Below are 18,926 nucleotides of genomic sequence, written 5' to 3'. Positions count from 1 at the left end.
TGCCCGGACCTTAAACTTTTACTTCTCCCCCAGCATTCACGCCTGGCTTCTTACCAATGAACGCGCAGTTCAGGACGCCTTTCCCGGCTCTACCGGAACAGACAACCGCTCAAAAAGCGGCTTCATCACCTGCCCCGGAGAGGGGATGGGATTGCCCAACGGCTGATCATGTGCGCTGTTCTCCTGCGTCCTGACGCCAATCACGATGCTGTGGTCAGGCTGCTCCTGTGCATAGGCCGTGTAACCATTATCCAACGGGTGGATTCTTTCGCCGGGTCGTACACCGGGGTAATTCGGAGCAGGGTGAAAATCGGCGATCACGGCAGTTGTTCTGATCGCCGACAGCACCCACGGCTGATAGCTGTCAGTGAAGAACGAATAGCACGCAACCAGCACCATGCCAGCTGCAATAGCGCCTCCGGAGTGGAACAACGCCATACCCGGATTGAACTGAGGAGAGTAATTAACGCCGAAGATCTTCAGGAATGAGGCACCCATCTGAATGGCAGCAAAAACAACCACCGCAATTCCTGTGACTGCAAGCAGCAGCAGTCCACCAAGGAACAGCAAAAACGCCACCACCGCCATCCACGCCGGTATATAGAACAGCAACGCCAGCAGGCCAACCGTCAAATCAAAAGACTGCGGCGGCAAGCCCAATGCTTCGGAAACAGCAAAGCGCGACAACCCGGTTGCGACCAGCAGTGCCAACAAATGCAACAGAACAATAGGCGTCTTGTACAACGGTTTATGCCATTTCTTACGCATCCAGCGGGCCACCGGCAGACACCACATGATGAAGCCCGCAATCATGAAGCCAGCAGCGATCATGCTGGTTACATCCAAAGCGGCCGTGCCCCAGCTTCTGGACAGTAACAAACCCAAGAAGACTAGAACTATCGAAACCATATAAAGCCGATGTGCCACTGAAGTGGCCGCGTACTTGTCCTTCAACCATTGCATATCTGTACCTGGAACCTTACCCGGGGGATCGATGACGATTGAGTCGCAGGACATGGCCAGCTGTTGGCCACCCTGTCCGATGCGGCCTGAGGGTGTTTTTCCTACCAAGCCAGCAAAAGGGGGGCAATCCTAACAGGGCTGTTTTCCAAGAGAAGGCCGGGGCAATAACTCGAAACTGAAATGGTGTGACGTGGTAATTCCCCAAGTTCATGCTGGTTCTATCCGAAGGTCATCACACAAGGAGCCCCATGACCCAACGACATCTACGGCTCGACCATCTGTGCCTCACCCTGCCAGATGGGCGCCTGCTGCTGAACAACCTCAATCACGGCTTCCACACCAAAGCCACCGGCATTGTCGGCGCCAATGGCAGCGGTAAATCCCTGCTTGGTCAGTTGCTGGCCTGCGAGCGTGTAGCTAGCAGCGGTTACGTCCGCTGTGAGGGGTATGTCCATCTCGTCTCGCAGTTGCTCGAACCAGAGCGCTTTCCCACCGTGGCGGCACTTGCGGGCGTCGAACACATCCTGCGAGCGTTGCAACGGATTGCGGAGGGCAGTCTCGACGATCACGACCATACGCTCGCGATGGGCCACTGGGATTGCGCAGCACATCTTTCCGCCGAACTGGACCTGAACGGTCTGGGTCACCTGTCCGCCGACACACCGACGTACACCCTCAGTGGTGGCGAGCGCCAGCGCGTGGCACTGCTCGGCGCCTGGCTATCCACCGCCGATTGGCTGATCCTCGACGAACCCAGCAACCATCTTGATCGTGACCAACAGCAGAAGCTGGCGCAGCAAATCCAGCGCTGGCCGAATGGACTGGTGATGATCAGCCACGATCGCGCCCTGCTTGAACTCATGGACGAAATCGTCGAGCTGTCGCCCATAGGTCTTGCTGTTTACGGCGGCAACTACAGCCATTACGTCGCCGCCCGTGAGCAGGAGCAGCACGCCTTCCAGGCGACCTTGCAAAGCGAACGCACCCAAGCCAAACGCGAGCAGCGGGAAATGGCCGTGCAGATGGAGCGGCAGCAACGCCGCAATGCCCGCGGCGATCGCCAAGCTCGCGATGGCAGCCAGACCAAGCTGATCACCAACGCGCAGAAAGAACGCAGCGAGAACAGCCAGGGCAAATTACGCCTCACGCAACAGCTCGCCCGCGACCAGCAACTACAACGTATTGCCGATGCACGTGCGCGCTGCGCCACGGATGTCCAGCGCATCATGCTGCCTCCGGAAACCGTCGTGCCCAATGGCAAACTGGTACTCCAGCTTAACGAGTTGATACTGCCATTCGGGCATGCAGCGCCGATCGATTTAACTCTCACCGGGCCCTTGCGCATTGCGGTCAGGGGCGCGAATGGCAGCGGGAAGTCGACTTTGCTTCAGGTCATCAGCGGCCGTCTGCCCGCACGCGCAGGCGAGGTCATTTGCAATGTGGAGTTAGGTTGGCTGGACCAACACGCCGGGCTCGAACACCCGCAACGCACTGCCGTGCAGTGGCTTTACGAAAGCAACCCGGAACTGCCCGAAGCCGAAGCCAGGACCCGCCTGGCGCAATTGGGCATCGACGCCGACCGCGTGCAGCTGCAGACCTCACAGCTCAGCGGCGGAGAGCGTCTCAAGATAGCGCTGGCGGCGCGGCTGCACGCGCAACGGCCACCCCAGCTCTTGTTGCTGGACGAGCCCGACAACCACCTGGACCTGCCGAGCAGGCTGGCGCTGGAGCAGATGCTTGGTCAATACCAAGGTGCGCTAGTGGTTGTATCCCATGACGACGCCTTCATCGACGCGCTGGGCGTGGACCAGGAGTTGCTCCTGCATCATCCACGCCCATAAACATCACCCTTTAGAAATCCACCGTGCCGGAAAACTTCACCAGCCGTGGCTCGCCCTGGGTCAGGTAGCCGCCGTTGGCCGAGGCCCAGTAGTTCTTGTCGGTGATGTTCTCCACGTTCATGCGCAGGGTGACGGCCTTGCGCTCGACCTTGAAGGTATAACGCGCGCCCGCGTCGAAGCGGTTCCAGGTGGGCAGGCTCAGGGTGTTCGCCTGGTCGGCATACTGCCCGCCGGTGCGCAGGGCACGGGCGTTGAGTGCCAGGCCGTTCAGCCCCGGCACGTCCCAGTCCACCGTTGCATTGAGCTGGAACGTCGGCACGCCGATGGCGTGGTTGCCGTCGTTCAAGCCGCCCGCCGTGTCTTGGAGCTCAGACTGCAGGCGCGTACCGCCGGCCATCAAGCGCAAGCCTTCCACCGGCTCGCCGAACACACTCAACTCGACCCCGCGGTTGACCTGCTTGCCATCGCGTACATACACATCGACGGTGCCGCCACCGGGCGCTGCAAAGCTCTGCGTGAAGCCGTCAGTCGGCCGCTCGATACGGAACGCCGCCAGCGTGGCACCCCACGATTGCTTGTCCAGCTTGATCCCGGCCTCCACCTGCTTGGTGCGCCCCGGTGGAAAGGCCTCACCCACGTTGACGACCTGACCCGACGCCGTTGGCCCCGCCGACAAGCCCTCGATACGGTTGGCAAACAGCGACACCGACTCTACTGGCTTGTAGACGATGCCATACACCGGCGTGGTGATCGCCTCGTCGTACATGGAAGTGCGCGAGCCGCCGACACCAGTGGTCGACTCATAGGCATAGTTCTGCACCAGCAACTGCTGGCGTCGCAGCCCTGCCGTCACCAGCACCTTTTCGTCGAAGAAACCCAAAGTATCCGACACCGCCAGGCTGCGGTTGCGCGTCTTGCCGGTGATGCCCGGATCGCTCATGTCACCGGCCGCGAAGCTCACCGCAGTCGGCTTCGCCAAGGAGGCGGTGTTGTAGATATTGGTGGTACCCGTGGACTGATAGAATTCATAGGCATTGCGCTGCTCGGTCCAGATGCTCGACGCGCCCACGCTGATCTGATGGCTGACCGGCCCGGTCTGCAGGTTGCCGTTGATCCCGGTCATGAACGTGGCATTGTCTTCGTCGTGCGGAATCTTCGACCCGCCGATGGTCGCCGCACCCGTGCTCGAATCCGTCAGTACCGGCGTGCCGTACACACCGTTCTCACGCGTGTGCTTCGCGCCACCCGCCACGTAGGCCGTCCAGTCCTCGTTGAGATCCCACTCGCCACGCAACATGCCGAAGGTGTCCTCGGTCTGGCTGTAGGTCCAATCCTGACCATAGTTGTGGCTGGCATCCGGTGCCCGTGGAATGCTCGTGATCGTGCCCAGGCGCACCGAGTTGCGCAGGTTGTTGATGCGCTGCTTCTGATAACCAAAATCGCCAGACAGGCGGAAGTTGTCACCCCGATAATCCAGTCCCAGCGTAAACAGCTTGGTGCGCTGCGACTCGTCGTCGATCGCCGTATCACCCTCGCGCTGCGCCAGGTTCACCCGCGCACCGAAACGGTTGTCCTCGCCGAACCGCTGGCCCAAGTCCAGGTGCTCGCCCACGCGGCCATCCGTGCTGATGTCTTGCGTGTAGCGACGGATAGGCTCATCACCTGCCCGCTTGGGCACCAGGTTCACACTGCCGCCCAGCCCGGTCCCCGTCGGGCTCACGCCATTGATGAACGCGTTCGGCCCCTTGAACACCTCGACCCGCTCTACCGCATCGGTGGAAATGATCTGCCGCGGCAACACCCCATACAACCCGTTGTAGGAAATGTCATCACTGGACAGCGGCAAACCACGAATCACGAACACCTGCGCTTGGTTGCCGAAACCGAACGACTGACGCACCGACGGATCATTGAGCAACACATCGCCCACGTCCTCCGCCTGCTGATCTTCGATCAGCTTCGAGGTGTAGCTGGTCAGCGTGAACGGCACATCCATGTTGTCCTGGTTGCCCAGCACACCCATCTGCCCACCGCGTGCGACTTGACCACCGGCAAACACATCAGGTGAAGCGCCTTTGGTGGTTTTGTTGGTTTGCGCGTCGATCGACGTGGCATCGAGCACGAGAGCATCCGCCGCGTGGGCGCCGATGCTCACAGAGCAGCACACCGCCAGAAGAGTAGGGCGAGAAGGAAAACGAAGGACCATGGAAGGATTTCCGACGAAGATAGAAGTTAAGGGGCGCCTTCCTGGCAGGTGCGAATGAATCTCAGTCGAATATCCTAACAAGAGTTTCACAAAGCGTTAACGATTTTTTGAGGGGATTTTCACACGGCACCATGAAGGTGCAGCGCAGGGGCAACGACTAAAGAATGGCAAAGGGCTACCGATAGGTAGTTCAGTGATGGTGTTTCTACCTTTGCCTGGGAAAAGGAATTCAAATGAGCCTTCAAGACGACCTGCTCGACGAGCCCATAGCGCCGCGACCACGTGTTCAACAACGTGTGCATCCGGGGTGGTGGTGTTGGCTGTTGGTGCCAGTGGTGGCGGTAGGGATGAACTGGTCTCGGGTTACGGCGTATTTGGAGCCGGTTCGCGCTGTGCCGGCGACTCAATTGGTTGAGCGGGCGGAACGGCCAGTTGTTGAACCGGCGCCTGTTTCTGCGCCCGTAGTGCGAGAGGTGGCTCCAGCTGCGCCGAAAAGCCTGCAGGAGTGTATGGGGGCTGACAACGCGATTACTGATCAGACGTTGCGCTGTCGGTATGGCGATGCGCCCAGGCCTGCGCGGGAGGAACGGGCCGTGCAGGGGATGGTGTCGGCGCAGTATCTGGCGGAGTACAAGGCGGGGCAGGGTTCTACGCCGGTTCGGCGCGCCGGTAGCAGCAGTAGCTCTGAGTCGCACCAAATACTCGGTTGGGACAGGAGGAATTCATACACCGCTTCATGGAGTGTCACCGATAACCGGGTGGATTACGGTAGCGTGTGCCGGGGTTACCGGAGTGGGTCGATTGAATACCGCGAGTGCAGGAAAGGCGCGAAGGAGTGGTTCAAGGAGCAGTGCCGTTCAGAGCGGAATCCGGCACTGCGGGAGCGGTATTGTTCGGCGGGTTCGGGGTTTAGTCCGATGGGGTAGGACCATTCGCCGTCAGTAATCGGCAGCGTCCAACCGTTTGTTCTGTTCTTGCCTCGCCTTTCGGGCAGCTAAACCTGCGGCTTCCAGCAGCAGCCAAGTCACCGACTGTATTGCCTGCTCGTCTGGTGATTCGGCAGTGCTGGTGTCCAGACCCAACGCGGTCTGGTTTTCAGGAGCAAGCTGGTGCCAGCGCTCCAGCACGCAGTGGCAGATGCCTTCCAGGATCTCTTCTTTGGTGATCGGAGCTGGCAAGAATCCTCGGCTGCCTACAGTGAAATCCGAACCGACAAGCTTGAGCGATTGTGATGGACGTTCCATGACCATTCCCCTTCTTGGCTGATGTGAAAGCTAAAGCTAACCATAGCACTACTATCCTATTTTGGGATAATCCTGTTTTGGGTTTACTTAAGGAGCCGAATCGTCATTCGGCAGTCCATATGAAATCCATCCACACAGAACGCTATTCCACGCTGATCCGGGCGCTTATAGAGTGCAGGAAAGAGAAGGGCTTGAGCCAGACCGAGCTTGCGCGGCGAGTGGGGCGGCCGCAGTCGTATATCTCCAAGGTGGAGAATGCGGAGAGAAGGTTGGATGTGGTGGAGTTTCTGGAGATTTGTGAGGCGATTGGGGTGGAAGGAGGGGAGGTGATGCGGGGGGTGTGAAGGGGAAGGTGTGCATGTGTAACTGACCCTGCCGTCACCTTCCAAAAATCACTCCAACTCAATCGCGGAACTCGCCACCTTCACCACCAAGCTTGCAAAGAATATACACCCGATCAAACGGGCAAAAATCTCGAGCGTTTCGCACAGATCAGGATCTTCGAACAGCACAGGTCGTGAATCAATCGCGCAAAGCGCTCCGTACAACCGGCCATCAGGCAGGAAAATGGGCACGCCTACATAACTGTCCAGATCATAAGTCTTGACGATCAGTCGTGAGGCGAAGCTCTGATCATGACTGACTCTCGGAATCAGCAACGGCGCAGGGTCCCGCTGAAACTCGCTGCAGATCGTGTCTTCCAGCGGAAAAGCCTCACCCGCAGCAATTCCCAGTTCGGCGGAATCGTGCACGGAGCAGATGACCAACTCAGCGTCGCCAAATTTGGTGATCGCGGCGAAGCGCATGTTGGTAAGCCTGGTCACCAATCGCAGGATGTTGGTGGTGGCTTCGATTTCAGCAATGGCTGCGCATTCTTCCTGGGACAGGAGGGGGGGCGGGTAGTCGAGTGCCATGAGGTACCTCGTCGTTTTGAGGAGTTTGCGGCCTGTGAGGGAGGTTCTGCAAGGGGCGGATGAAGCGATGTTATGGCACGGGCGGTAGGCAGCCGAAACCGGTCATTCAGGCACAGAAAAAGTAGTTGTGAGCTACGCAAGGTGCTTTGTTTGTGACACCGAAATTTGTGAGCCGGAGTAATTTGAAACAGATCGGTATCTATATGCTTTGTTTAGTTAATAATTATTCGGTTAGCTTGCTTGGAATACCAGTTAGAACGCTGCGTGGTCTAGAATTAGATGGACGGTGCTTTTTGAGCTCCGCCGCATAAGCAATTTGTGCTCGAATCTATCAATCAAATGGTCGCGCTGGAAATCGTTGCCCGTGCTTATACGGTGCCCATTCGGGAGTGCCGGGGCCCTAAACAGTCAATACCATCAACGATTGCGGCGTATGCGAAACTGACTTTTGAAGTACTGCGCAGTCTCTTTCTCGGTGCAGTACGGTCCATGGCAATAACTATGCCTTTACCCAGGTAACCCCGGCGCGGGAAGTGGTAGAGGATGTCGCTGGCGATGGTTTCCAGACGGTCGTCGCGCTTGATTACCTGTACCTCTTGGGCGAACGGGCTTTCGGTTTTTTCCTGCTGCGCCTCGTCGAGGTTTTTCTCTTCGAGGATCTTGTAGAACTCCTCGCTGAGGTCGTCGTTCTGGATCAGCAGCTCGGGCACACGCTTCTGGTAGAACAACGGAACGGTGGTCCCGTCGTCCATCGACTGCTGGAAGTTGTATTCCGACACATAATCGTCGAACCACTGATTGGTCTTACGCTCGCGGCCCAGCAGCGGCGTGCCGGTAAAGGCGACGAAGTTGGCCTTGGGCAACCAGCGCGCATGTTTTCCGCCAGGCTCTTGTATTGGGTATGGTGTGCTTTGTCGACGATCACCATGATATCGTCACGCCCAGACAGCAGCGGGTAGGGCTTGCCTCTGTCGTGGCCGATAGGTTATATCCGGCCTCTGTCAGCACGACCACGTGTACGCTTTGATCTGGTGAGGTCTTTTTGCCTGCCATGACTACCACCTCTCAGGAAAACATGCCGAGTACCATGGGCTTGGGCGGTAGGCCAGCAAGCGCCAGCAGTTTGGGCTCTAGCCGGTACCAGTTGCTCTTGATGGTTGCGGGCGAATGACCAGTCAGGCGCGCGGTCTCACCAACGATGAACGGTGCTAGGAAAGCGAGAGGGGTTCCGGATGCAAAGAGCAGTTGATAACCGTCCGGCGTTTTCGCGCCCGCTGGGTGATGCTGGCGCGTGGCTGACTACGGTATCTTCGCAGAGAGCGAATACAGTGGGTTCGATAGAAGTGGTATGCCGAGTCTTTTGTCCATCGTGCACTGTCACTGCAAGGGTTGATGATCTTCAGTCGTTCAGCCAGCCTGCTGTAAGAGCTGAGCGGATTACTGAAAATCTCGGCTGCCTGTATTTCTACGGTGCTCATACCGATTTTTAACGTTATAAATCAATTGGTTATTCTTCATTTCATGTAGCCTTTTTGTGAGCGAGTGATGATTTATGAAGGTGACTTATGATGGGTGACGCAGTTGAAATACTGTGCTGATGAAATTTCATGCATGTGTATGTCATGTGTCTACTTAGAAATTTTTTCTAACTCTATGAATTGCAAGCGTTTATACAGATTTTCTCGTGTTGGCTGGATGATTGTTGGGGCCGCTTGGATGCCTAGGCAGCTCTTCGTGTTGTCGATTTATGCCTTGTGACATGAAGAGGGCGGGTTTCCGGATGACGAGATTTATGAAATGATGGCGAAATGCTTCAGCACCTTCGGAAACAGCCTTAAAGGGATTTTATGTCGTACACATATAGTGTCGCGCTCGCGGAGCTGTCTGCGAATGGATATCAATGCCCCCCGATGGGAACGTCACCAATTCAACGGGACGCATGGAGATGGGTTGCTAACCCGGTCACGACAAATTGTTTTTTCCCGGTAGCCGTCCGAAATCCGCCTCGCCTGCTGCGGGCATCTGACACGAACGAAAAATGCTCGTGTTGGGGGCTGTCGATGCACCTGTCTTATGCGCAAAGCGTGACAGCCTTCCAGAGCGTACAGAAGAGCTTCCGCATGGCTCGGAAGGTTTTCGGTGGTCATGTAGCAAATGTCCTCATTACTCCTAACGATGGCGCATGTACGACTGCCGATCGGTACGGCCATTTCGACTTCCATCCCTTCGCTACTGGCAGCGTTCATAGCAGGGTGTCTCAGGTGAGCGCGATACCATGAGTTTCCCTCGCATCCATGGAGTCAAAATAGATGCTCGGACGCTTTCTAAGCATCATTGGAATGCAGACCTTATAGAGTTTGAAGGCCCTCTGCTTAGTTTGTACAAAGGGGAGTCTGGGGACGACTTGCTCTATGCATGGTTAGATTGTACGGAGATTCGAAACCGCTGGTGTATCATTCCAGTGGATCGTAAGTCACTTAGAGAGTATCTGGAGCAGATAAAAACACTTCGGGATATTTATCTTGAGTCCGAATGGTTAGTTATTTTCCATACGGGTGTGTCGTCAAAGCGCAGTGCCTTCATGCGCACGAGTTGGGATAAGCTCCCTGAGCTTTATCTGCCCGAAGCCGATTCTTATTTAACCCCTGAGATCGCAACTGAGGCAGCTGAAAAATTAGCTGAGGAGATCACTGAAGCATACTTTCTTGGGCTGGATGGTGAGATGTACATCGACGATTTTTCGATCGTACCTAAGATCTACCAGCAGCTATACTCTTTTCACTACGGCCTTGAACATCTCGATAGACCAGCGGTACAGGGGGCGCTTAACAGATTGGCTGGTAGCTGGACAGGAGGATTCAGTGCTGTGCATCTTTTCACCGGCTTAAACTCAGTCACTCCATCAATACATCGGGCTAAAGTTACAGAGATACACTTTGCCTCGCCGGGGCATATACAGTTAGATTTGCTTCCAGATCTCGCTCGTAGAATTGAAATATCAGCAGCGCAGATTGCAGATGATGCTTCTTTTGTGGCGCTTGAGCAGTATTACTCAACAGTATATAGATACTTCAGAGAAAATAAGCTGTCTGGATTCGATGATGAGCGTGAGCTGAAAGACTCAGATCTTCAGCCTGAAACGCTGAGCCGGCTTGAAGAGTTCGTCACTTACTTCTTTGCTTTGATGAAGTGGAATGACTATCGCGGCGGATTCGATTTCCTGAATGTCGATGCATTGCATCAGCTTCGTGTTTTGCTAGCGTATTATCGAAGGCTGCGAAAGTTAAGGCCTTACATTATTGGCGGAAATCTGTTTCTTGGTCAGTCTCAACTGGATGGCAATGCTGATATAGATGACCTAGACTAGGGGTATGGTTGGGTGCAAGCGAACTTTATCATAAGTTTCTTTGCTGCGTTAGCGGCAGGCGGGTTGTGGCTGTTCCAATGTCGTTTGACCGTTGCTATGCCAAGCCTGAGCTCGATCGCAACTCGAGCTTGGGTTAGATTCTTTTCTTTGAGGCGCAGCACGGCGCTTGTAGCGCTGACGGCTTCAGGGCGTTTTAGCTTCTTTCCTTCTTTCCTTCTTTCCCTCTTGCTTTGGAAGGGAGAGTCCCTGATGGGTGCGCTCGATCAGTAAATCCCGCTCAAATTCCGCAACCGCGCCCGGAACCTGTATGATCATCTTTCCGGCTGCCCTGGTGAGATCTACACCACCAAGGGCGGGGCAGTGCACCCGGATGCCACTATCACGAAGCCATTCTACAGTTTGGTGCACGTTCATGGCATTACGTCCCAGGCGGTCAAGTTTGGTAACGATCAGCACGTCACCGGACTCCATGCGGCCCATTAGCTTCTGAAACCCAGCGCGCTCACTCGCGGCAATGCTTCCTGGGATGGTTTCCTCGATTATTCGGCGTGGTTGTACATCGAAGCCCGTTGCTTTCACTTCATGCATTTGGTTTGCAGTAAACTGGCTGGAGGTGCTTGCTCGACAGTACAGAAAGGTATGCGTCATCTCCAAAGTTTCGTATCGTTTAACGTGGTATCAGGTTAGCTTGGTATCAACAATAATCCAAGTCTGTTTGTATGCTTCCTTATACCACTGGTCAGGGAAGTGTCGTTTGACGGTTGTTTGATGATGCTTTTCAGGACGGACATTAGACATCCTTTCCATATTAGGATAGCCACCTAGTCCTTGCCTAAAATTTGCCTAGGAGATTTCATGATTATCGACCTGCCCGAAGAGGTGGACCTGCTTCATCGGTATAAGTATTTGCCGTTCACGGAGGGCAGCTTGAAGATGATCACTGAGGGCACTCTCAAATTCACGTGCCCGTTGGAGTTCAACGACCCGTTTGACTGCATGCCCGCCTACAGCCCTGAGAGTATCAATGAGGTGCACGTTACTCGGCCGGGTTTGATTCGAGCGGTGGCAAATTTTCATGACGTTACGTTTGAAGAGGCTCACGCTATAGCGATCGAAAATGCTCGTAGGGATGTGGAGTCCGGAAAATTCCTCAGGGGGTTGATCTCTGGCCTAGGCGTGGTTTCGCTGAGTAGGACCGCAACAAATGTACTCATGTGGTCTCACTACGCCGAGCATCATAAAGGGTTCGTAGTCGAGCTGGAAATTTCGATGGATGCTCCTTTGCAGTTACTTGAACAGACGATGCCCTTTCCGGTTGTATACAACGCTTCGAGGCCGGTGCTGGACTGGGCCAATGGATTTGACTTGGACCGTTACTTTCTTACCAAGAGTCAGGATTGGGAGTATGAGCAGGAAGAGCGAATACTCACAACAAATCAGGGGCCAGGTATCCACCCCTACTCACGCACACATTTTCTAAAATCAGTGATCGCGGGCGGCAGAATGCCTGCGGAATATTTTAAGCTCCTCAAGGCAGCGGTTGAAGAAGCCAGCCAGCAAATCGGAAAGGACATCCCTCTCTACAAAGCGGAGCTCGCAAGGGATAAGTACAAGGTCTATGTGCCGAGGCACCCGAGCCCCGATGTTCGCGAACCATAGCGCATGCTCGCTCAGTCGCTCAGTCGCTCAGTCGCTCCAGTGGTCGATAGTGCTCTCCTAATGGTTTCGTCTCTCAATGCTTGCTATCGTCACCCACAGGCTATGCAGGGCTTGTCAGCCGTATGCCTTGCGCAGCCATAGCTAGGTCGGAGTGGGTAACACGGAATATCTTGAAAATTCATGAAGGGATATATGAAAAAAATATTAATGGATAACTTGGAAGGGCTAGCTCAGGTAGAGAATGCCGGGGATTGCCGGCTTGCGGTTCTTGGTCTTTACAGGATAGCCATGCAGCATGCGTGTGTATCCTTGGCAGAATGGTTGGTAAATGAGGGGACAAAAAAATCCCACAAAACCCTCTCCCAGAGCGACTTGGAATTTTCCGACTTTGCTACCGCTGCTGATGGAAGCTTTATCAAAATATTATCCGAGCTGCTGTTGATGGCAGAAAACATCGGCTGGACATCTGTTGGTAGGAAGTACTGGGAGTTAGTGGACACCCCGGATAACTTACTCCCCTTGATTGGCACTAAAAAGTCGCGCATCGATATTATCCTCTCGAAATTTGTTCGAGAGCGCAACGATGGTGGGGAGGGGCATGGGCTGGCTGGAAACTACGATAAAGAAGCCGACATTGAGTTGCTTAAACTTCTGATTGATAAGATCTCAGCATTCTTGCCAAGAGCAGATCTAGGTACTGACAAGCTTTACATTCCAACGGCTGCTTCTGCAACGCCTATTGAAATGGGTACGATGCGGCTTCGTAATGGGCGGCCGCTGGTGTATCGGAAAATGGTCAAGGTCGAGGGGGGTCGTTTGCTCGTCGATGCTCAAGTCCTGAAGTCGCCAACTGAAAAGGAGGTTTTTAAGTACGAGACAGCAAGTAGGTTGCTAGAGCTCGCGGGCAAGAAAGATGTGGAATACGAAATATTCGATACTAGCTGGTGTAGCGATTGGTCCCCGCTCGCCTACATTCCAGGTCGGTTAAGCTCTAAGGATGATTTTACCGGGAGAAGAGCAGAGCTTGAGCTTCTTGCTGACTGGGCAGATAACGAAGATTATCGTATGTGCCAGGTTTGGGGGGATGGGGGCATTGGTAAGACAACGTTAGTAATAGAGTTTTTACACCGAATGCTTGAAAAAGATCTGGTGCGATGGAGGCCACAGTTAATAACATTTTATACCGCTAAAAAAACCCGGTGGGGGCTGAGTGGATTGGAACATATTACTACTCAAGAGCTCGGTGTTGCAGATGCTGCGGTAACAATTGCACGAATGTTGAGTACGGATACCTTGGATCGAAGTTGGTACGAAAAAAATGCCAAGGGAACCATTGATAAGCTGGCGACACTGCAGGGGACTTGGGGGGTAGACAGGAATTCTCACCTGATAATTTTAGATAATACAGAAACAATGGCGGAAAACGAAGAAGATCTACAGGCCTTGAACGACCAAATTAAATATCTGGCGCGTAAGGTCGGTCGTGTAGTAATTACCAGTCGACGGAAAGAGTCGATTCCGGCTGAGCTTGTTCGAGCCGGATTCTGGTCCGAAGAAGAAGGCGCCGAGTACCTAAACAAGCGTGGTGTCAAACTCGGCTGTCAGCCCATCATCAGCGCAGGCGACTCCACTTTGCGCAAATTCAGTCGCGACTTGGGAAATAAACCTATCGTTCTTGAAGTGTTTGCTCAAGCTGCGACGTTGCAGGTAGGTGGTCTGGATAGTGCGTACGAGACCGTCCAGCGTATGCAGCGCCAGGATCTCGGTCAGTTTCTGTTCGAAGATGCGTGGGCGCGTATATCCCCAAATATGCGTTATGTACTTCTCTTGATGACTAGAATTAGTCAGACCCATGACGAGTACTCAATGCAGCTATGTTGTCAACGTGCAAATGTGACATTGATGGCTGCTACTGAAGCGCTTGAAGAAAGTAGGGGTATCGCCACCATCGCGAGATTTGGCATGGGTTTGCAACTCACATTTAATCCGGAATTTTCTCAGTTTTGTAAGCAGCGACTTGAACCGATTGGGGAACAAATGGTGCCTACTGAGGATGATGTCGCTACCGTTAAGAAACGTTATGGCGATTTCATCAAAAGTTCTACTTCTCACATTAAGGATAAGCATATGCTTGCCTACCGCACACCTTATGCGAAGGCGGCTTGGGCGTTTTTCCATGAAGGGAACAAGGATGAATGTATTCGATTTTATGATCTTGCCATCAAAGTGGATAGCGATAATGGCTGGCTGTATGACCGGTACGCGTACTCTCTCTTCACTTTCAGATCTTGCCCTGAGGCACTTAGTGTGTCGAGAAAAGCAACTTCCTTGATCCCAGAAGATCCCACGGCTTGGTTCACTAGGGGACTTATCGAATCTCGTAGTGGCGACTGTCCCGCAGCATTGCTTTCTTACCAGAACTCAGCACTCAAAGGTCAGCCTGAACACTTGTGTCACTTGCAGAGTGCGGCGGCATGGCTTTCGAATGCTACACCTGATCTAGGCAACGCTAGAAGGAGCTTGGATAGAGCAAGAAAAACAGTTCCGCAGGACAAGTTCTTCATGAAGTTTATGTCTGAATTCAAGCGAATTGAATATAAGCTTCAAGATGCTTTGGACAGAGCTGAAATTTCGTAGATTATAAATGCTGCGGCGCTGTACGGTGATTTTGTAACCTAACCTTCTAACCGGGTAGTGTTTAAATGGATTTTACAGTGATCGATGTAGAGACAGCTAACCCCAACCTTGCCAGCATTTGTCAGGTTGGGGTAGCGGTGTTTCGTGATGGGAAGCACTATGAGTCGTGGAGTTCCCTGGTCAACCCAAACGACTATTTTCATGATATGAACGTATCGTTGCATGGGATTGATGAAAGTATGGTTCTTTCTGCTCCGACTTGGACGGAGGTGTACCATCAAATTCTTCCTTTTATAACCGGGCAAATTGTGGCCAGTCATATGCCGTTCGACAGGACTGCAACGCTGCGCGCGTGCCATGGCGTTGGCTGGGCACATTTTGACTGCACATGGCTTGATACAGCGAGAATCGCACGGCGCGCGTGGAGTGATTTTTCACACTCTGGCTATGGCTTAAAGAACCTGACGTCGCATTTTGGTATTCCTTTTTTACATCACGACGCTCTGGAGGATGCTCGTGCAGCGGGTGAAATACTGCTTCGTGCGATAGCGGATACAGGTTCGACGGCCGCAGAGTGGTGTTTGCTTGTGAAGCTGCCACTTTCGCCACTGCCTACGATGTCTGAGAACTCCGTAGTCGATCAGGAAGGTATCTTGGGAGGGAACGTAGTCGTCTTCACCGGGGAACTCTCTGTACCTCGTCGTGAGGCCTCTCAGATGGCGGCTACTGGTGGTTGTGAGGTGCGCGACAGCGTGACCAAGCATACGACTTTACTAGTGGTGGGCGACCAGGACATCAGTCGTCTATCTGGAAAAAACAAGAGCTCGAAGCATGTCAAGGCTGAGGAGTTAATCGCCAAAGGTCAGAAAATCCGGATCTTGGGGGAGAGCGATTTCCAGGCACTTCTACGGTCGGTCTAGGACAGGAAAACATACTTTCCCGGTCGGGCGTAAAGGTACGCTCACTTTGGTAGTCGTGCGGATGCTGCTAAATGGGTATTGGAAGGTCGCCACTCATGCACTGCGTGGCGAGCCCCAGTGTTTCTTGGGCATGCTTCCGCCCAACCTTTAGATAAATGATCAGCCTTGATCTTGATTGCTCCGGACGTCCTTACATTGACACGCGGCCTGAGACGCTCAGTGATGTTACGTTCAACACCTCATTTCAGCGTGCCCTCAACGCTAGTCGATTGGATCGCTCTTTCGTACTACTAGCTTGTGCTTCACGTGGGGATACTGCCTGAGGAACTGGACGAGTCGTCATGCGATTTGCTGGGGCGTCTGATTGGGCGTTATCTCAATTTTCGGTGCTCTCTCCGAAAGGTTTAGAATGTTTTTTGCGATGAGTAGCCACACTTTTGAAGAGAATTTCGCGAAATCAATCCACGAAATCGGACTGATAGCTGATCAACCTTTCGATTGCTTGGGATGTGTGCAGATATCCGAGTGCGTGAAGCTTCTGTTCCAGAGTAGCGCCAGCATCGTAGTGTTTTCCAGATATTGTATGTGCGCATGGCCGGTAATTGAGTCTATGGTGTCTTCATGAATATGCCCGTCGCGCTTGCTATTGCTTAGATTTGTTCCAAGCGTGTGATTGAATGAGTAACGGCTCTTGCCATCGTGAGGCTCGTGAACGTCGATAGAGACTAGATAACCTTTCGGTTTGTCATTGAAGAACTTGCCCGCAGCCTTTGCACTACCTTACTTGTTGTGATCCGTGCCAGCCTCCCGTGACGGGAGGTAGGTAAGTAAATCTCCGAAAAGTTTCTTCTTGCCTCCACGGCGCTGACTTTCGACGCACTCAAGAAAGCCAAGCTCAATCAATCGGGGTGGATCGGGACCTGCCTGCCCCGCCTGTCTTGATGCGTTTTGCCTCCGCTGCTTTCGGATCGTCAGCACGAAAGTTGAAGCATGAGTAGCTGCCCATGAGCCTGAGTTCGGCGGTATCAAGCTGCGCTATTTCGTTGGTACGTGCCTCCGTGAAGTAGCCTACAAGCGGCATCCAGAACCGGAACTGGTAAGCCTTCGTCCGATCTGATGGCACCGGCCTTGGGTAGATGAAACCTGAAAAGATAGCGTCAACATCATCCGAGAAAAATGGCACGCCATCGCGACTTCGATCATCTTGCCTCTTCTGTACCGGCTTAATGATCAGTTAGTCTACCCTGGTTGAGGTTAAATCTAGGTGCCTTGTATGATTCTGAATTTGCTTCATTGATGCGAGCAGCGCGCTTAATCGCTCATGCCCTGTCATTTGCTCAGGATTGTCTGTTAGGCGCTGGGCCTGTGGAGTTGGAGAAGTCGCTATGGATGCATCAACACCACTTCGCATCTTCCGAGCAGCATCGTAGTTCGCTTGCCAATCGTGCTTACTCAGCTGGACTACAGGCTTGTGTTCCGTCAGTACAGTCATGACTCGGGTGCGGCGTTCTCGCTCTTCTTGAGTGCCACCGTGATGGACCTGGCCACCTTTTAACGGCTCGTCTGCCTTGTCGCTCAGTAGCTGGTGCTGCCAGGCTTGATACAAAGTCCAGTTCGCCATAGCTGAGTCGTATTTTAAGGATGACTGGGGCTCTTCAGCTGCTCTCTCAGCGCTTTTCGTAGGGCATATGTTCGTAGTGCCATCTCATCTCGGATCTTCGGCAGAACGGCTTTCAGTTCGGTGGGCATGTACATTAGGGTAAGTTCAGCAGCTGCTTAGCTAGGGATTCTTGCTCAAGAGGGATTGATCGGCCGTATGCGCCAGTTAGCAGGCGTTCGACCTCACGGCGACGTTGCCGAATCTCGATCTCGGCGTTCGACAGCACAGGACCATGCGAACTGTCTGAGCTTTTCGGGCTGGAGAAGTCTGGAAGTAAATCCCTCAGCTCGGCTTAGTCATCCTCTGAAAGGCCCTACTCGTCCTGTTCGATCACTATCGTCACTCTGTCAAAGGCTGCCTGATAGCGAGCAGCATACTGCCGCGCACGTCGGCGGGCCAACGCTAGGCTGTCTGTTCTGAGGGTTCGTCTGTTTCACGCCGTTCGCTCATGAGAGCGCGCAGGTGCTTAGGGATAATGATACGGAAGCACAAGGTTCCGTGGCGGTTGAGGGTCAGATAAGAAGGGTTACGCTGCATGGTAGGCGCCGGAAATGCCTCACCTGAATGTCACACCTCAGTGGCGCACTAGCCGAAAACGCTCGTTCCAGACAGCACAACGCCCCACGAATGGGGCGCTGTGTAAGGATTGTGGTGGAGCCGGGGGGATTTGAACCCCCGTCCGCCAGTACTCCGCTGTCGGTACTACATGCTTAGCCGTGTCTACTGAGTTAATCCGCAGCCGCCCGACTGGCAGGGTGCATTGGACGAGCTGTGTAAGTTTTAGTCGCTTTGCCCACAGCGTGCTACACGACGATCCTGTTCTGCGTGACGATCACTTTGGGTTTACAGGCATCCCCTGATGATCGCTGGCACCGAAGTAGCCAGAAGAGCGGCTCAGCTACCGTTAGGCAGCGAGAGCTTGGCCCTCGTAGGTTTCGTCATTGGCAACTATAGAAAGTTGCAACAGTTGATTTACGACTTCTGTTACCAAGTCGGCATGCACCTAGAGTTTCGCAACCGGCGTCGAATCCTAATCGGCCCCAGTCCCTGCGGTTAGGCAGGGGAGACGTAGTCTACGTCATTTTGCGGCGTCAGGCCAACCCCATGGTTGGCTTGGCGATCAGCCTTTGCTTTTCTGAGCATCCATCAGGATGTTCATGGCATCGGTGGAGTGCGAAATGCAGGCTTTTTCGTCCTTGGCAGCGTGGGCGGCCATGGCGGCTTTGTACGCGTCGTCGTATTGGCTCTTGGCTGGGTCGCCGAGCTGCATCGAAGTCGTCTTCGCGTCGTTCAGCTTCTGCATGTTCACTTCGCACAGGTCGTCAGCGGCGAACACAGGGGATGCGATCAGGGCGGAGGCTACGATCAGGCCGGACAGATAGGTACGCTTCATAAGAATCTCCTTACTCAAGGTGGACTCGGCGCTCCTCGGTAGGATCGGCGTCCGCAGTCAGAAATAGCCCAATTGCTTGCGGGCCTGATGAATGGACTTCGCCCTTTTGCAGGGGTTCTGTC

At 53.9% G+C, this 18,926-nt stretch carries 13 protein-coding genes and 1 other RNA gene; 6 read left to right on the top strand and 8 right to left on the bottom strand.

The features are described from left to right. Positions 1-69 precede the first annotated feature (69 nt). Positions 70-963 carry a hypothetical protein gene (locus IFT98_RS19830; protein WP_192051278.1) on the bottom strand — a complete coding sequence of 298 codons (894 nt, stop codon included), beginning with the start codon at positions 961-963 and terminating at the stop codon, positions 70-72. 248 nt (positions 964-1,211) lie between these two features. On the opposite strand from IFT98_RS19830, the gene IFT98_RS19825 reads away from it, so the two are divergent. Next, positions 1,212-2,804 carry an ATP-binding cassette domain-containing protein gene (locus tag IFT98_RS19825; RefSeq protein ID WP_192051276.1) on the top strand — a complete coding sequence of 531 codons (1,593 nt, stop codon included), beginning with the start codon at positions 1,212-1,214 and terminating at the stop codon, positions 2,802-2,804. A 10-nt stretch (positions 2,805-2,814) separates the two neighbouring features. Here the strand turns inward: IFT98_RS19825 and IFT98_RS19820 are convergent, their stop codons facing one another. Next, positions 2,815-5,010 carry a TonB-dependent receptor gene (locus tag IFT98_RS19820; protein WP_192051275.1) on the bottom strand — a complete coding sequence of 732 codons (2,196 nt, stop codon included), beginning with the start codon at positions 5,008-5,010 and terminating at the stop codon, positions 2,815-2,817. A 938-nt stretch (positions 5,011-5,948) separates the two neighbouring features. Then, positions 5,949-6,254, bottom strand: a complete 306-nt coding sequence (locus tag IFT98_RS19815; protein WP_192051273.1) for a hypothetical protein — start codon at positions 6,252-6,254, stop codon at positions 5,949-5,951. Between the two features lie 119 nt (positions 6,255-6,373). Between IFT98_RS19815 and IFT98_RS19810 the strand changes: the two genes are divergently transcribed. After that, positions 6,374-6,598 carry a helix-turn-helix domain-containing protein gene (locus tag IFT98_RS19810; protein WP_192051271.1) on the top strand — a complete coding sequence of 75 codons (225 nt, stop codon included), beginning with the start codon at positions 6,374-6,376 and terminating at the stop codon, positions 6,596-6,598. Between the two features lie 48 nt (positions 6,599-6,646). Here IFT98_RS19810 and IFT98_RS19805 read toward each other — a convergent pair whose 3' ends face one another. Together IFT98_RS19805 and IFT98_RS19800 are read right to left on the bottom strand one after the other, a co-directional pair. Continuing rightward, positions 6,647-7,168, bottom strand: coding sequence for a GAF domain-containing protein (locus tag IFT98_RS19805; protein ID WP_192051269.1), 522 nt, complete (start codon positions 7,166-7,168; stop codon positions 6,647-6,649). Positions 7,169-7,536: 368 nt separating this feature from the next. Next, positions 7,537-8,031 (bottom strand): hypothetical protein, encoded by a 495-nt coding sequence (locus tag IFT98_RS19800; protein WP_197976787.1) that lies wholly within the window; start codon positions 8,029-8,031, stop codon positions 7,537-7,539. A 1,412-nt stretch (positions 8,032-9,443) separates the two neighbouring features. Here IFT98_RS19800 and IFT98_RS19795 point away from each other — a divergent pair. Further along, entirely contained in the window at positions 9,444-10,535 is a 1,092-nt protein-coding gene (locus tag IFT98_RS19795; RefSeq protein ID WP_192051267.1) for a hypothetical protein, read from the top strand. Positions 10,536-10,718: 183 nt separating this feature from the next. Here IFT98_RS19795 and IFT98_RS19790 read toward each other — a convergent pair whose 3' ends face one another. Beyond that, entirely contained in the window at positions 10,719-11,123 is a 405-nt protein-coding gene (locus tag IFT98_RS19790; protein ID WP_446730850.1) for a recombinase family protein, read from the bottom strand. 267 nt (positions 11,124-11,390) lie between these two features. On the opposite strand from IFT98_RS19790, the gene IFT98_RS19785 reads away from it, so the two are divergent. The 3 genes from IFT98_RS19785 (at position 11,391) to IFT98_RS19775 (ending at position 15,751) form a co-directional block, all read left to right on the top strand. Further along, on the top strand, positions 11,391-12,194 hold the full coding sequence (locus IFT98_RS19785) for a DUF2971 domain-containing protein (protein WP_192051266.1): 804 nt from the start codon (positions 11,391-11,393) through the stop codon (positions 12,192-12,194). A gap of 180 nt (positions 12,195-12,374) precedes the next feature. After that, a complete protein-coding gene (locus IFT98_RS19780; protein ID WP_192051264.1) occupies positions 12,375-14,831 on the top strand; it encodes a hypothetical protein in 2,457 nt (818 codons plus the stop codon). A gap of 77 nt (positions 14,832-14,908) precedes the next feature. Continuing rightward, the gene (locus tag IFT98_RS19775) at positions 14,909-15,751 is read left to right on the top strand and encodes an exonuclease domain-containing protein (protein ID WP_197976786.1); all 843 of its coding nucleotides are present in this window, start codon (positions 14,909-14,911) and stop codon (positions 15,749-15,751) included. Positions 15,752-18,060: 2,309 nt separating this feature from the next. Here the strand turns inward: IFT98_RS19775 and ssrA are convergent. Both ssrA and IFT98_RS19765 read right to left on the bottom strand, forming a co-directional pair. Then, positions 18,061-18,453, bottom strand: a transfer-messenger RNA (tmRNA) gene (gene ssrA / locus IFT98_RS19770). A 78-nt stretch (positions 18,454-18,531) separates the two neighbouring features. Continuing rightward, entirely contained in the window at positions 18,532-18,804 is a 273-nt protein-coding gene (locus tag IFT98_RS19765; RefSeq protein WP_122480206.1) for a hypothetical protein, read from the bottom strand. Positions 18,805-18,926 lie beyond the last annotated feature (122 nt).

The sequence above is a fragment of the Pseudomonas sp. CFBP 8770 genome (assembly GCF_014841705.1).
Classification (GTDB): domain Bacteria; phylum Pseudomonadota; class Gammaproteobacteria; order Pseudomonadales; family Pseudomonadaceae; genus Aquipseudomonas.
Note: the sequence above shows the minus strand (reverse complement) of the source record. Positions and strands in the feature narration are given on the sequence as shown.

Coding starts and splice junctions, on each gene's coding strand:
- IFT98_RS19830 (WP_192051278.1), bottom strand. CDS start 963: ATGCAATGGTTGAAGGACAAGTACGCGGCCACTTCAGTGGCACATCGG.
- IFT98_RS19825 (WP_192051276.1), top strand. CDS start 1,212: ATGACCCAACGACATCTACGGCTCGACCATCTGTGCCTCACCCTGCCA.
- IFT98_RS19820 (WP_192051275.1), bottom strand. CDS start 5,010: ATGGTCCTTCGTTTTCCTTCTCGCCCTACTCTTCTGGCGGTGTGCTGC.
- IFT98_RS19815 (WP_192051273.1), bottom strand. CDS start 6,254: ATGGAACGTCCATCACAATCGCTCAAGCTTGTCGGTTCGGATTTCACT.
- IFT98_RS19810 (WP_192051271.1), top strand. CDS start 6,374: ATGAAATCCATCCACACAGAACGCTATTCCACGCTGATCCGGGCGCTT.
- IFT98_RS19805 (WP_192051269.1), bottom strand. CDS start 7,168: ATGGCACTCGACTACCCGCCCCCCCTCCTGTCCCAGGAAGAATGCGCA.
- IFT98_RS19795 (WP_192051267.1), top strand. CDS start 9,444: ATGAGTTTCCCTCGCATCCATGGAGTCAAAATAGATGCTCGGACGCTT.
- IFT98_RS19790 (WP_446730850.1), bottom strand. CDS start 11,123: ATGCATGAAGTGAAAGCAACGGGCTTCGATGTACAACCACGCCGAATA.
- IFT98_RS19785 (WP_192051266.1), top strand. CDS start 11,391: ATGATTATCGACCTGCCCGAAGAGGTGGACCTGCTTCATCGGTATAAG.
- IFT98_RS19780 (WP_192051264.1), top strand. CDS start 12,375: ATGAAGGGATATATGAAAAAAATATTAATGGATAACTTGGAAGGGCTA.
- IFT98_RS19765 (WP_122480206.1), bottom strand. CDS start 18,804: ATGAAGCGTACCTATCTGTCCGGCCTGATCGTAGCCTCCGCCCTGATC.